At 47.9% G+C, this 14,266-nt stretch carries 10 protein-coding genes and 1 riboswitch; of the genes, 7 read left to right on the top strand and 3 right to left on the bottom strand.

The genetic code is table 11. From position 1 onward, the window contains the following. Positions 1-699 precede the first annotated feature (699 nt). The gene (locus ASG89_RS31625; RefSeq protein WP_057315319.1) at positions 700-1,380 is read left to right on the top strand and encodes a hypothetical protein; all 681 of its coding nucleotides are present in this window, start codon (positions 700-702) and stop codon (positions 1,378-1,380) included. Positions 1,381-1,464: 84 nt separating this feature from the next. Then, positions 1,465-1,773 carry a hypothetical protein gene (locus ASG89_RS31620; RefSeq protein WP_157276877.1) on the top strand — a complete coding sequence of 103 codons (309 nt, stop codon included), beginning with the start codon at positions 1,465-1,467 and terminating at the stop codon, positions 1,771-1,773. A gap of 1,130 nt (positions 1,774-2,903) precedes the next feature. Here the strand turns inward: ASG89_RS31620 and ASG89_RS31610 are convergent. Further along, positions 2,904-3,977, bottom strand: a complete 1,074-nt coding sequence (locus tag ASG89_RS31610) for a LacI family DNA-binding transcriptional regulator (protein ID WP_057315316.1) — start codon at positions 3,975-3,977, stop codon at positions 2,904-2,906. A gap of 244 nt (positions 3,978-4,221) precedes the next feature. Here ASG89_RS31610 and ASG89_RS31605 point away from each other — a divergent pair, with 244 nt between their 5' ends. Together ASG89_RS31605 and bioB are read left to right on the top strand one after the other, a co-directional pair. Next, complete coding sequence (locus ASG89_RS31605) at positions 4,222-7,338, top strand: alpha-amylase family protein (protein ID WP_057315315.1); 3,117 nt, start codon at positions 4,222-4,224, stop codon at positions 7,336-7,338. 326 nt (positions 7,339-7,664) lie between these two features. Next, positions 7,665-8,663 carry a biotin synthase BioB gene (gene bioB / locus ASG89_RS31600; RefSeq protein ID WP_057315512.1) on the top strand — a complete coding sequence of 333 codons (999 nt, stop codon included), beginning with the start codon at positions 7,665-7,667 and terminating at the stop codon, positions 8,661-8,663. 110 nt (positions 8,664-8,773) lie between these two features. Here bioB and thiC read toward each other — a convergent pair whose 3' ends face one another. Continuing rightward, positions 8,774-10,543, bottom strand: coding sequence for a phosphomethylpyrimidine synthase ThiC (gene thiC / locus ASG89_RS31595; protein ID WP_414813316.1), 1,770 nt, complete (start codon positions 10,541-10,543; stop codon positions 8,774-8,776). A gap of 96 nt (positions 10,544-10,639) precedes the next feature. After that, positions 10,640-10,749: riboswitch (TPP riboswitch) on the bottom strand. Positions 10,750-10,881: 132 nt separating this feature from the next. Continuing rightward, the gene (locus ASG89_RS31590) at positions 10,882-11,118 is read right to left on the bottom strand and encodes an AbrB/MazE/SpoVT family DNA-binding domain-containing protein (RefSeq protein WP_057315313.1); all 237 of its coding nucleotides are present in this window, start codon (positions 11,116-11,118) and stop codon (positions 10,882-10,884) included. 257 nt (positions 11,119-11,375) lie between these two features. Here ASG89_RS31590 and ASG89_RS31585 point away from each other — a divergent pair, with 257 nt between their 5' ends. The 3 genes from ASG89_RS31585 to ASG89_RS31575 all read left to right on the top strand — a co-directional run bounded on the left by ASG89_RS31585 (position 11,376) and on the right by ASG89_RS31575 (position 14,252). Beyond that, the gene (locus ASG89_RS31585) at positions 11,376-12,230 is read left to right on the top strand and encodes a sugar phosphate isomerase/epimerase family protein (RefSeq protein ID WP_057315312.1); all 855 of its coding nucleotides are present in this window, start codon (positions 11,376-11,378) and stop codon (positions 12,228-12,230) included. Beyond that, positions 12,230-13,267 carry a Gfo/Idh/MocA family protein gene (locus ASG89_RS31580; RefSeq protein ID WP_235549999.1) on the top strand — a complete coding sequence of 346 codons (1,038 nt, stop codon included), beginning with the start codon at positions 12,230-12,232 and terminating at the stop codon, positions 13,265-13,267. Before ASG89_RS31585 ends, ASG89_RS31580 begins: the two co-directional genes overlap by 1 nt. 202 nt (positions 13,268-13,469) lie before the next feature. Beyond that, positions 13,470-14,252, top strand: coding sequence for a glucosamine-6-phosphate deaminase (locus tag ASG89_RS31575; RefSeq protein ID WP_057315310.1), 783 nt, complete (start codon positions 13,470-13,472; stop codon positions 14,250-14,252). Positions 14,253-14,266: the final 14 nt, after the last annotated feature.

The following is a 14,266-nucleotide window of genomic DNA, read 5'->3' as shown; positions in this document are numbered from 1 at the left end:
CGGCTCCGCCGTCCGCGGGAAGTTAGCGCACAAAAATTGTGCGCAAGGGCACCGGCCCGGCCGTCCGAGGCAAGCTAGCGCACAAAAAWTGTGCGCAAGGGCACCGGCCCTGCCGTCCGAGGCAAGCTAGCGCACAAAAAACGTGCGCAAGGGCACCGGCCCGCCGTCCGCGGCAAGCTAGCGCACAAAAATTGTGCGCAAGGGCAGCGGCCCGGCCGTCCGCGGGAAGCTAGCGCACAAAAAATGTGCGCAAGGGCACCGGCCCTGCCATCCGCGGGAAGCTAGCGCACAAAAATTGTGCGCAAGGGCACCGGCCCGGCCGTCCGCGGGAAGCTAGCGCACAATTTTTGTGCGCAAGGGCATCGGCCCGCCGTCCGAGGCAAGCTAGCGCACAAAAAATGTGCGCAAGGGCACCGGCCCGCCGTCCGTGGGAAGCTAGCGCACAAAAAATGTGCGCAAGGGCACCGGCCCGCCGTCCGAGGCGAGCTAGCGCACAAAAATTGTGCGCAAGGGCATCGGCTCCGCCGTCCGAGGCAAGCTAGCGCATATGGAAGTGCATATTATAAAAAAATCTATTGTAATTTTCCTTAACTTGAAGTAAATTATTTGCTAAGAGTATGTCGTGAAGAACACGCCGCTTGCATCGGAACTCGTTTCCAGTGCAAGCGGCTATTTTATTTCCTCAAGGTGGAGAAGAAGATGGACAAATTAAATGATGAGATGGGTTTGCAGCTTCGTGCTGCGTACGAAAAGTGGATGGCATTACAAGTCAAGTCTGCGACAGGAGATCGGCGGCTGCGACTGCAAAGGGGTCTGAGTTTCTCATTAAAGAAATTCATTATCCATGTGTTTTGGCCTGCAGTCGGGAGTTTTGACGGTTGGTTTGCTGAGTACGAAGTAATGGATTATAAAGATGGCTTCAGATACCTTGACTTGGCTAAACCATCGACCGGTATCAAAATCTGCATCGAAGTAGACGATAAAGGAACACATGGTCATAGCGTGGATTCGTACAAATTTTCAGATGACCGATTCCGCCAGAATGACCTTGTCATCGACGACTGGAAGGTGCTGCGCTTTTCACTGCATAGCATTCTGGAGCAGCCTCGCCGTTGCCAACAACAGATGATGCATGCGTTAGCGAAGTGGGGGATTGAATCCAATATAGCCCAACCATCGTTGTCTCCAACGGAACTTGCTATTTTCAAATTTATCGAAAATAAGACAAAGGCATACTCGCCGATTACGATAGCTCAAGCAGTTGGAATCCACAGAAATACGGCAGTAAAATATCTTAAGTCTTTAGTTGGAAAAGGTAAGGTGATGCCTGATGTCAAAACGGATGGTCCAATTAGGAGATACCGCAGCAATAAGGGCTAAAGACTCGGGAACTTGATTTGTTGAAAATAAATGTGAATATCATCAAGCTGGCATAGTTCGTATCGTGCTCTCATTTGAAGTATAATGGGTACACTACAGGTAGATAGTGAGGTCGAATGCAGCATGGCGTCCATTGCGGACAAGGTATTTATGGGTTCTTTAATTTTAATGATGGTCGCTGTTGTTGTTAGCGGAATTGGCTTTCAATTCGTGAATTGGAAATCGCAAGTGAGCAATGAACTTGAGGAAGAAACGAACACGAGCAGCAATCGTAAGAAATCGGCAATGGATCGACAAGATAAAAGTTTGAAACGCATCGGGCGGTCATATTTATTTTGGATTGCGCTTGCGGGCATGCTGGTCTCTATCGGGTTAAGTTATTTATCGAAATAGGGAAAAACGTAGAGCTGTCATGTACATGATGAGTGTGCTGTAAGCCTGTTTGGGTAATTATCGGGGCGAAATGACGAAAATCTACATAATATGAGATACAAGATTCTCCAACATTCGCAACGATTGTGCGTTATAAAGAATATATAGATTCTTTATAAAGGAAGTGGATGTTGATTTATGACAACTTATACACAATTGAAAACCGAGATTCAGATTATTTCTAATGAAATAGCTAAGTTATATAAGAGGCAAGATGAACTAAACAAGCAGTTACAGGAAATTTGTCTCCATGAAGACAAACTTACCCTCAACAATGTAGAATATTCGGGAATGTTGCAAAGTATTGATTACTGTATGAATTGCAGAAAAACATTATCATCCGATAGTTACGCAACAAGTGTTTAGACGAACCTAGTTAGTTTTATGCAGAACAGCGAATAAACACGCCTAACGGGCGTGCTTACTCGCTGTTTTTTTTTGCGACATAACATTGGTTTGGGTTAAGAGACGCTTGCGGCTTAATGGGCATGGCGTGAGGGGGGAGGGAGATAAGGATGTGTGATTTGATGGCTGCGAGTAGAGTTGAGTGAGTGCAAATGGAGATAAGGATGTGTGAATGGTGATTTCGAGTAGAGTTGGGATGAGTGTAGAGGGAGTAGTTGTAGGGGAGACATGTTGGTATGGATTGCAGGGTCAGATTAAGGTTTTTTGGTTGGAGGTATCGCTAAATATGCCGTATGCCAGCAAATAGATGGATTTTATGTAGTTATATTTCGGTTTTTTCAGATCAAATGATCAATTGAGGGAAATATGCAGTTAATTTTAACCTGAATAGCTAATTTCAGTGAGAAAGATGATTTTACCTACATATTTTACAGTTAAATCGAATTTTCGAAGACATTTCTCGAAAATAACTGTAGTTTTTCCAGTTATTACTAATATGTAGCCTCCCTGTCCCCGTCCCCATAAACTTGTAAAACGTCTAGGGGATGACCAACAGTTTATTTCGCCACTGTATTTCTCCCTTCAGGGCACGGCGTAGCTGTTTATTTGGTTGCATCTAGTAAGTATCAGAGAACCTCCCCTAAGCAGGGATACCTTAACAGAAAGCAAAGGGAGAGATCACTTGATTAACCAGAATCCCGCGCAATAAACCGAGCAGATAACACAACTTTCTCCACCTGTCTGCCCGGATGCTGTAATCGGTATAGCAGCGTTTCGACGGCGCGAATGCCCAAGGATTCCTTGCCGAGCTCGATCGTGCTCAATGCAGGGGTCGCATAGGCGGCTGCCTCGATATTGTCCAGCCCAATAACTTTAACTTGCGCAGGCACATCGAGGCCGTGACGTTTTAGGATTGGCAGCAGCGCAAGCGCGAGGTGATCATTGGCGCATACAAAACCGTCGGGCATGGTTTCCGGAGTCAATGCCGCCACTTTGCGCTCCAATTGGTGAAGCATGTGCGGTCCGGAGTAAGGGATTTGCCATTTCTTCAAATGGTAATGCTCAGCGGTGCCTACAGTATCTTCGAGGGTCATGCGGCAGCCCCACCATCGCTCTTTGAAGCTGACGGCGAATAGATCGTCGCCGATGAAGATAACACGCTTCGCGCCAGCGGAGAGCAAGCGTTGGCAGGCCATTTTGCCAGCATCCAAATTGTTATTAAGCACACAATCGACTTCGATGAGCGGTTCATGATGGTCGATGAGGACAAGTGGAATCCCGCTCTGCTTCAACGAAATAACGGACTGCGCAGGAAAGGTGCCAGCTAGCAACTGCCCTATGCAATGCGACGGATCGAGATAAGAAGGCATCTGCAGCTGAGGTTGGTGATGAGGTGCGATGGGAACGATGAGATGCTCGTAACCGAGCTCTTTGCTGGCTGCGGCAATGCCGGTGAGAACCTTTCCCCAGAAAGGATTGTCCTCCAAATAGGAAGACTGAATCCAGACCAAGATATAGGGGGAGATTTCGGTTTTGGCGTGTGGATCTCCATCCGATAGGTGGCTGGCAGCGGGTTGATTAGTTAACATGCGTTGTGGTTGCTTCTGCTGGAGCGTATAGCCCATGGCTTTCGCAGTCTCCTGAATACGAAGGCGGTTCTCTTCACTAACGCCTGATTTGCCAGATAAAGCTTGAGATACGGTATATTTGGACATACCTAGTCGGTCAGCAATTTGCTGCATGGATACTTTTGGGCTCATGAGTGACATCCTTTTATGTTCTACATACGTTAATTTCTCGAGCAACCTAACAAATCTATTGTTCCTGATCAGGTGTAGATTGTCAATATTCGCTTAAATAAAAGGTTAATGCAAAATAAAGATTGACCGCAACTCAGAAAGTGAGTAAATTATGTTCATAATTATGAGTTGTTAGCCTAACAAAAATAACAGAACAATTTTGAGGTACCGATTGAACCTACACACCCATTTGGAGGATGAGAGCATGCTTACAACGATTATATTTTACGATCCCACATTTCCGTATGAAGGAATTCGGCCCGATGACAAGGCTGTTGCACAGCTTGGAGAAATAGGTAGAGTGGTTGGTGCGGAGGGACTAGAAGCGGCGCTGGGGCAAGGGGCAGATAACTTCATCCATCTTCATGGTCGTTACTTTCCGAAGTCAGCATGGCAAGCAATCCTAGCTCATGCGCGTAAAGGCCAAGGATTCGTACATCTGGGCAGCGCACCTTTCCGAGTACCTGCTTACCTTGGCACAGAAGGTTGGGAGCTGGAAATCGAGCAGACAGCGTACCATCAGCAGCTTCAAATTCATGAAATCCTTTCCGTTGACGACGCTCCTATCGCCGGGTATGCCGTGAATGCCGAGCTGCCGCTACTTGCAGGGAAGGAAAATCTATTCGCTATTCAACCGACGGTTGGATTCGCTCTGCATGTGACGCGGACCGACGATCATCCAGGCCAAATCGGTTCAAGTGGTCCGATGGATGCGCATTTCACACCTCTACTGAAGGGGATTTCGAAGGAAGGACGCGAGGTGGCAGCGCCGATTGTGCTTCTTGAGAATACGAAGGGAGCCTTCGCGGGGGGGCGGTGGATTTTCGCCAATGTAGTCACGGATGAAAACTTCTGGCGTAACGGAGGAGTGGCGCTTATAGGTGAATTGGCTGCATTTACGAAGCGTGGCGTGACAGAAATTTGGTTCAAGCCGAACTATGCCTGCTATGATCCGGGTGACCGAGCAGCCTTGACGGTTCAATTGCAAACACTAGCGAATCGTACAGGGGCTATGCCTTTGAATGAGTCTTGGACATTCCACGTTCAAGTCGTGAAAGAGGGGAATGGAACGCCTGTCTGGTCGACGGAATTTGCGATGAGTGCGTCACGTGAGCTCTCTTTTAAAAAGGTAAATATACCTGTTGATATCGAAGCGGGTTACTATACAGCGGTTTGTAAAGCGGTTGCGAATACGGGGGAAACCCGCACTTTTAACCAAGGCTTCTGGGGGTATGATGCCGAGTTGCTTCGCGAAGGGACGCCGATGTCCTGTGATCGCGACTATTTCTGGAAGGATGGACGTCCGCTTCCAATCGTTGGGATGACGTATATGACGAGTGATGTGGCGAGGAAATTCTTGTTCTTGCCGAACGTTTCCGTGTGGAATCGCGATATTGCGCAAATGGTCAAAGCGGGCATCAACTTGCTGCGTACTGGCGTGTGGTCGGCGTGGCGTCAAATTATGTTCGTAGACGGACATCCATATGAGGAAGTGCTGCGCAGCATTGATGCATTTATTCTGACTTGCAAAAGACATGGCATCGAAGTCACGTTCAACTTCTTCTCTTTTACCCCTGAGCTGTGGGAGGGCGTTAATCCGTATTTGGATCCGCGCAGCGTGGAGGCGCAGAAGCGGTTTATTTCTTCGGTAGTGTCCAGACATAAGGAAACGACGAATGTGCATTGGGATCTAATCAATGAGCCGTCGATGTTCAATCCGAGCAAGCCTTTTGCGGGGCCGCAGTCGGCACATGATCCTTTCGAGCATGAAGCGTATGTAGCTTGGCTGGAGGAGCGTCATGGGGATATTCGCAAGCTGCAAGAACGTTGGAATATGTCTCCTGCGGAACTGCCGAGCTTCGCGAGTGTCCGCTTGTTGGACCCATCCGAGGTAAACATGCGTACGACGGAAACAGTGGAGAAAAAGGGTGCCCCTTGGCTGGACTATACCCTATTCACCATGGACATGCACAATCGGTGGGCGAAGGAATTGATCACGACGATTCGCAGTATTAATCCCGCACAGTTGGCAACTGTGGGACAGGATGAGGGCTTGGGTGCGCAGCGGCCATCGCCTTTCTTTTACGCTGAAGCGGTGGACTATACGACGGTGCATACGTGGTGGTTAATGGATCAGTTGGTGTGGGATGGGATTTTCTCCAAGGCGCCGACGAAGCCCAGCTTGATTCAAGAAACAGGCATTATGTATGTAGAGACGGCGGATGGGCGTGCGAAGCGGTCGGAGGTTGAGCTCCGAAATATTTTGGAGCGCAAGTATGCCTATGCCTTCTCAACAGGTGGAGCGGGTGCTGTGCAGTGGATTTGGAATATCAACTTCTATATGAACAACATTAATGAGTCGCATATTGGTGCGCTTCGTGCGGATGGGACAGAGAAGCCAGAGGCTGATGTTTCTTATGATTTCGGGGCCTTCATGGGCGAGATTCGCGATCTCTTCGTTGGTCGTAAATTAGAGGATGTCGTGGCAATCTTCCCGTATTCGAATGATTTCTCCACACGCAAAGTAGCGGGTGACGCAACTGCGAAGCTGACTCGCACGCTAGCTTATGGGATGAATGTACCGTTCCGCGGTTTGAGCGAGTATCATCTTGAGGCTTTGGCGTCGGATCAGCCGAAGTTGATTATCGTACCAAGTGCGCATAACTTCAGTGATAAAGCGTTGGAGAAATTGACGACGCATGTGCGTGAAAATGGCGGGACGCTGCTATTTACAGGGCCGCTAGGGTTGAACGAGTATTGGGCACCAGTCGCTCGGTTGACCGATATCGTAGGTGAAACAGTGCTGGGCAACATTGTGCGTGAAGAGGCGATGGTGTTGGAGGGCGAGATGCTTCCTGTTTCCTTTGGTGGGGCACGGATCGCTCAGTTGAACAAGGAAACCGCGCTCTCTGATGACGGTGGTTGGAACTCGCAGCATGGCGTCGTTCGCAGCTACGAGTTGGGAGAAGGGCAGCTAATCTGGTGTCCACTCCCAGTGGAACTAGGTGAGCGCGGCGATGTACTTGAGAAGCTATACGCGTATGCGATGAAGTCAGCTGGCGTTGAGGCGGAGCTAACATGGGTGAAGGGCGGGCAGCTGCCAGGCGTATATGGACGGAAGCTGAGCTTTGATAGCGGTTCGTTGTTCATCTTCGTCTCGGAGTTCAGCGTGGACACGCAGATCGAAGTGACTGATCCGGCAACGGGCAGGAGCTACGCGTTCGAGCTGGAAGCCGAACGTACAGTGATGTTCGCCGCGAATTCTGCGGGCGAGTTGTTGGCGGTATATCGACCTGAGCAGGTGCAGGTTGAGGTGAAGTAGGAAAGATGAAGCCCTCGAATGAGAAGATGTTCTCATTTGGGGGCTTTTTGGTTGCGCAATCTGGTAAAATTTCCTTTACAGAATTCCGTCTATTTGTTAGAATTGTTGATTGTCAACTTGAAAGTTGTAATTTGGTTGACAATAAACAATTAACAGATGGTGATTCATTGCTAACGAATTATGAACGGCTTGCTGCTCTAAATAAAGACTACTTATGGCATTCTTTTACTCAAATGAAAGACTATAATGCGGATCCGCTTATTATTGAGCGTGGGGAAGGTATGATGCAGGTTTCCCAGTCATTCATACATAGGAGGTTGATTGAAATGAATACAATTATTGTTGATTTGAAATGGCAATCTCTTGCTCAGAAAGCGTTACAAGGGGAGTGCATTATTTTAGAGGAAGGGCTCGCTGTCTTAGAAGCAGACAATGACGAAGTGCTGCTACTGCTGCAGGCTGCCTTTCAGGTGAGGAAACATTTCTACGGTAAGAAAGTAAAGCTGAACATGATCATCAATGCCAAAAGCGGGCTATGCCCTGAGGACTGTGGTTATTGCTCGCAATCCATTGTTTCGACTGCGCCTGTTGCCAAGTACACGCTGCTTGATAAAGATACGCTGCTTGCTGGGGCGCGTGAAGCATTGGCACGCAAAGCAGGAACCTATTGCATCGTGGCGGCTGGTAAAGGCCCGACAGACAAGGAGCTAGATCAAGTTATAGACGCAGTAAAAGAAATACGTGAAACGATGCCGCTCAAAATTTGTGCATGTCTAGGTATACTCAAGGGCAACCAAGCGGAACGACTTGCAGAAGCAGGTGTACATCGATACAACCATAACTTGAACACAAGCAAAGCTAATTACACCGCTATTACCACGACTCATACATACGACCAACGGGTTGAAACTGTGGATCAAGTAAAATCGCAAGGTATGTCGCCCTGTTCCGGTGTCATTATCGGTATGGGTGAGACTCATCAAGAAATTGTTGAAATGGCTTATGCACTCCGTGAACTCAATGTAGATTCGATTCCTATTAATTTCTTGAATGCGGTTCCGGGAACCCCGTTAGAACACGCTGGCCGTACGCCTTCGATGAAAGCGTTGAAGGTATTGGCTTTGTTCCGTTTCATTTGTCCATCGAAAGAAATTCGTGTTGCTGGCGGGCGTGAAGTCAACCTTCGTACCCTACAGCCACTTTCACTGTATGCTGCCAATTCACTCTTTGTGGGCGATTATTTAACAACGGCAGGTCAAGACGTAACGGCTGATCATCAAATCATTGAAGATTTGGGTTTTGAAATCGAATTGAATGCCCTTTAAGGTTGTGATAACCATGAATACCATCGTGCGAACTAAATGAATAATTCCATCTAAAATAGAGGAAGTTTCACTGACAGGAAAAGAGGGTTGCCGCAGCAACCCTCTTTTTTTTACGTATAAATGGCGTGGCCAGCTTTCTTAAATGCCTCTGACTTTTCACTCATGCCTTGTTCAATGGCTTGCGTTTCCTCGATGCCTTGTAGTTTGGCATAGTCCCGGATATCTTGGGATATCCGCATGGAGCAGAACTTAGGGCCGCACATCGAGCAAAAATGGGCGATCTTGGCACCTTCGGCAGGCAGTGTCTCGTCATGGTACGCTATGGCTCTTTCTGGATCCAAGGATAAGTTGAATTGATCATGCCAACGGAATTCAAAACGTGCCTTGGATAACGCATTATCGCGATCCATGGCTCCTTTATGTCCTTTGGCCAAATCAGCCGCATGAGCAGCAATTTTATAGGTGATAACTCCTTCACGAACGTCATTTTTATTGGGCAAGCCCAAATGTTCTTTGGGAGTTACATAGCATAGCATGGCCGTACCGAACCAGCCAATCATCGCTGCTCCAATGGCAGACGTGATATGGTCATAGCCTGGGGCAATATCCGTAGTAAGCGGTCCTAATGTATAGAAAGGAGCTTCGTCACATATTTCAAGTTGTTTATCCATATTTTCTTTAATTAAGTGCATAGGTACATGACCCGGGCCTTCTACCATGACTTGGACGTCATGACTCCAGGCAATTTTGGTGAGCTCGCCTAGTGTTTCTAGTTCTGCAAACTGGGCCTCATCATTCGCATCTGCAATGGATCCTGGGCGTAAACCGTCGCCTAAAGAGAAGGATACATCATAGGTTTTCATGATTTCACAGATCTCTGTAAAATGTGTATACAGGAAGTTTTCCTGATGGTGGGCGAGACACCAGGCTGCCATAATAGAACCGCCTCGAGATACTATCCCTGTTACTCGTTTAGCGGTAAGAGGAACATATCGCAGCAGAACACCAGCATGAATGGTAAAGTAATCGACGCCTTGCTCAGCTTGTTCGATAAGCGTGTCTCGATACACTTCCCATGTCAAATCTTCTGCTTTTCCATTCACTTTCTCTAGTGCTTGATAAATGGGTACGGTACCAATAGGAACGGGGGAGTTACGTATAATCCATTCTCGGGTTGTATGAATATTTTTACCCGTAGAAAGATCCATGATATTATCAGCGCCCCAGCGAGTAGCCCATCTCATTTTTTCCACTTCTTCTTCAATGGAGGACGATACAGCCGAATTTCCAATATTCGCATTGATTTTAACGAGAAAGTTTCGTCCAATAATCATAGGCTCACTCTCAGGGTGATTAATGTTTGCGGGGATAATCGCTCTGCCGCGAGCGACTTCGTCTCTCACAAATTCGGGAGATACATTTTCGCGAATCGCGATATATTCCATTTCTGACGTGATAATACCTTGACGTGCATAATGCATCTGGGTAACATTACGCCCCTCTTTCGCTCGCATAGGGTGGCGATGTAAGCCTGGGAAAACCTCTGCAACGTGCTCACCCGTGGAATATCCGTTATCTTCCGGCTTAATCGATCTTCCTTCATACCTGTCAACATCGCCGCGTTCAATAATCCAATTCAAACGATTAGGTGGAATACCTTCACGAATATCCGTTTGGATCTCTTCATCTGTGTATGCGCCACTCGTGTCGTACACACGTAAAGGTGCGTTTTCCTGTTCTCCGTAAGCGCCTGTGGTAGGACTCAAAGTGATTTCACGCATAGGGACTCGGATGTCTTTTCGTGAGCCTTGGACATACACTTTTTTGCTTCCTGGAAAAGAGGAGATTGAAGATGAGACAGTTTCTTTACTTGTTTCCATTGACATTTTCCATGCCTCCAATAATTGATTTTGATCAAGCGGAGGATCATGCTGCGAAAAAAAGACCGCATCTCTAATAGAGGCGGTCTCTTGGTATACAAAGAGATCTTGTGTTCCTCCGCTGGCATTATCCAGATCAGGTTTAACGGTCGATAGTTATAACTATCCTCTCAGCCTGGTCTCACCAAGCTCCCGTGACTATGCACTTAGGTAATTAATCTACACCTTATTACCAAATATTGCAATCTTTATTTAGTAAAAAATAGCCCAACAGGATCATCCCCGCGGGCTTATGTTCGGTTTTGACGATGTTCATGCGTCACGAGGCACGAGAAATGTTAAGCTATTTCATCAATACAATTGCCGCAAACGAGCTTCCCTTTGAAATAGGTCATGTCCTCGAAATTTCCACAGAACACACAAGCAGGCATATACTTCTTGAGCGTAATACGCTCAGGGTCCACGTAGACCTCGATGGCATCACCAATCTCAATATGGAGTGTCCGACGCAACTCAATAGGTAAAACAATCCGTCCCAGTTCGTCTACTTTTCTTACAATTCCCGTCGATTTCATACAATAACCTCCTTTTATCATGAACGAAAGAACTACTTTTACTAGTTACAAAGTCTCATATTCTGTATATACATCTATTCCACATATGTACTCAAATTCCTTTTATTTACTGGTGGTGATTTTCATGGAATGACCACTATTTTCAATGCTGCGTGAAACCGAAAAAAATGTAAACTTACTTCAATAGAAACGTCAACTTTGACTCAGACAATCTTGGTATAGTTAGGAAAATAACAAATGAAGGTGGAGGTTACTCATTGATTTGGAATCGATTAGGCGTACTGACAGATGAAGTATCTCCGGATTTCGAGAAAGCGTTGAATTGGGCTGCCGAGCAGGGGTTACAACATGTTGAAGTTAGAGTTGTGAATGGCAACAATGTATCCGCATTGGCTGATGATCAGATCGTTGGCATCAGCAAAATGGTCGAAGAACGTGGACTCTATGTCTCCGCCATCGCATCTCCAGTGTTTAAATGCGCGTTGGATCCGAAGCGATTGGTTGAATCAGGCGACACATTTGGGCAGAAGGAACAGAGTGTAGAGGAACATTTTGAGAAACTGGATAGAGTAATCGAAATTGCTAAGCTTCTGGGGACAACCCGCATCCGTATTTTCTCGTTTTGGCGAGAGTTGGAGCCGCAGCGGCATCATGATGAGATTGTTCATTATTTAAAAAAGGCGGGCGACATCGCGGCGAAGGAAGGCGTGGTCCTGCTCCTTGAGAATGAGCCTTCCTGTAATGGAGGCTTTGCCGAGGAAGTGGCGGCACTTGTTACTGCCATTGATTCTCCAGCCGTTAGAGGCCTTTGGGATCCAGGCAATGAAGCGTATGGTGCCAGAGAGGCATTCCCGAGCGGGTACCAGTATATGAAAAATACGTTGGCACATGTCCATCTGAAGGATGCTTACATCCGTCAGGATGGAACACCGAAATGTGTGCCTCTCGGCTCTGGCAATGTTGCTGTAGTGGCTCAGATTAAGGCGCTTGAAGCGGATGGGTATGAGGGATTGTATACGATTGAAACGCATTTTGTGCCAGAGGGCGGCAGTCAGCTGACAGGTACGCGAATGACACTGGATGCGCTTCGAGCACTGCTTGAGGAGGTTTAGTGTTGGCTAATTGGAGGTTCGGCATTATCGGCTGTGGATCGGTCGCTGATTTCCATATCGAGGCGATCCGACATATCGAAGAGGCAAGCCTAGTCGTGGTATCTAGCCGAGTAGAGGCGAAGGCGCAAGCGGTTGCTGATCGAGAAGGCTGCGCCTGGACGACGGACTATCGCGAGCTCTTGGCCAGGTCTGATGTGGATATCGTCTGTGTCACAACTTCAAGCGGCAGCCACGCGGCCATTGGCCTTGCGGTCGTGAATGCGGGCAAGCATCTCATTATCGAGAAGCCAATCAGTATGAATGTGAATGACGCGGAGCGGCTTGTCCAGGCAGCTAGAGCGAACAATGTTACACTCTCTGTCATCTCCCAGAGGCGATTTGAAGCACAGAACCAAGCTATTAAGCGGGTGTTGGATGAAGGTGCACTCGGTAAACTTCTGCTGGTTGAGGTGTCACTTCCCTTCCACCGATCCCAGTCTTATTATGATAGCGCAGAGTGGCGGGGAACGATTGCCGAAGATGGTGGAGCTCTGATGAACCAAGGGATTCATTGCTTGGATCTGCTGTTGTGGTTCGCCGGAGACGTTCACACGGTCTTTGGCAAAGTGGCTACTCAGACGCACGAGATGGAAGCGGAGGATTTAGGATTAGCCATTTTACAGTTTAAAAATGGTGCTTTCGGTACGATTATGGCGTCTACCAGCATTGCCCCGGGCTTTGCGGCGACGATTAATTTGTACGGTGAAAAAGGCTCGATCAAGCTGGAAGGCTCGACGATTGTCCATTGGACAGTGCCGGGTCGAAGTGAACCGACTTGGGCGCAAGCAGGTGCCTACGGCGGCATTACAGATCCGCGAAGCATTGCTTCGGATTTCCATCAAAGCCAGCTATTGGACGTCATGGCTTCCATCGAATCCGGCGATGAGCCGCTGGTTACTGGGGAAGCGGGACTGCGAGCCGTACAGCTAGTTGAACAGATTTATAAGAGCGCTGCTGAAGGGCGGCAACTGACTTTACCACAATATAAAGGCGAATAACTGGATTTTCTGCAGCTAATTCAGACCAATTTCGTCAAACGGGACATTCTGAGTAAAATTAGATGTAGGAAATCCAGTTAATCCCCAAAAGCTACCCAGTCTGGGAATGCAAAAGAAATCCAGCATAGGATTTCGTAGCCATGTCCTCTTTTGCCCAAATATAAGAATGAATATGTACCAATGATAATGGAGGAGTGATCCTATGAGAGAGCCACAAGTACAAGATCAGCCTGTTTGGCAAGCACGAATCGATGATTTGAAGGTTAACGTGTATCAGCACAGGATAGCGATGGGGCAAGCGGCCGGGCTAGATGCAGCCAACCGAATCAAGTCGCTGCTTGCAGAGAAAGCGGCAATCCGTATTATTTTCGCGGCAGCGCCCTCACAGAATGAAATGCTCGAAACGCTGGCTCAGGATGAAGCTATCGACTGGTCGCGGATCACTGTGTTCCACATGGATGAATACATCGGGGTCAGCGAGGATGCACCGCAGAGATTTGGGTGCTTTCTGAATGATCGATTGTTCGATCAGGTGAAGCCGGGTACCGTGCATCTGATTAATAGCCTGAACCAGGCAGAGGACGAGTGCAGACGGTACAGCGCACTCCTTGAAGAAGCGCCGATTGATATTGTCTGTCTGGGCATTGGCGAGAATGGTCACATCGCTTTCAACGATCCGCCTGTTGCCGATTTCGCAGACCCGGATCTGATTAAGCGTGTGGAGCTGGATGAGGTTTGCCGGCAGCAACAGGTGAATGATGGATGTTTTGACCGTTTAGCTGATGTGCCGACTCATGCATTAACCTTAACCATTCCAGCGCTGATGTCGGGGACTCACCTGTTCTGCTCTGTACCTGGTGTAACGAAGCATCAGGCGGTGAAGCGAACATTGAACGGAGCTATCTCGACCGAGTGTCCATCGACGATTCTCCGCCAGCATCCAGATTGCACGATGTATCTGGACCGCGATTCCTATGGCCGATAGTACGAGCGTCATTC

Source organism: Paenibacillus sp. Soil766 (genome assembly GCF_001428105.1).
Classification (GTDB): domain Bacteria; phylum Bacillota; class Bacilli; order Paenibacillales; family NBRC-103111; genus Paenibacillus_E.
Note: the sequence above shows the minus strand (reverse complement) of the source record. Positions and strands in the feature narration are given on the sequence as shown.

Bases quoted from the DNA above. Each gene is read 5' to 3' on its own strand.
- ASG89_RS31610 (WP_057315316.1), bottom strand. From the start codon at position 3,977: ATGAGCCCAAAAGTATCCATGCAGCAAATTGCTGACCGACTAGGTATG.
- ASG89_RS31625 (WP_057315319.1), top strand. From the start codon at position 700: ATGGACAAATTAAATGATGAGATGGGTTTGCAGCTTCGTGCTGCGTAC.
- bioB (WP_057315512.1), top strand. From the start codon at position 7,665: ATGAATACAATTATTGTTGATTTGAAATGGCAATCTCTTGCTCAGAAA.
- ASG89_RS31620 (WP_157276877.1), top strand. From the start codon at position 1,465: ATGGGTACACTACAGGTAGATAGTGAGGTCGAATGCAGCATGGCGTCC.
- thiC (WP_414813316.1), bottom strand. From the start codon at position 10,543: ATGGAAACAAGTAAAGAAACTGTCTCATCTTCAATCTCCTCTTTTCCA.
- ASG89_RS31590 (WP_057315313.1), bottom strand. From the start codon at position 11,118: ATGAAATCGACGGGAATTGTAAGAAAAGTAGACGAACTGGGACGGATT.
- ASG89_RS31575 (WP_057315310.1), top strand. From the start codon at position 13,470: ATGAGAGAGCCACAAGTACAAGATCAGCCTGTTTGGCAAGCACGAATC.
- ASG89_RS31605 (WP_057315315.1), top strand. From the start codon at position 4,222: ATGCTTACAACGATTATATTTTACGATCCCACATTTCCGTATGAAGGA.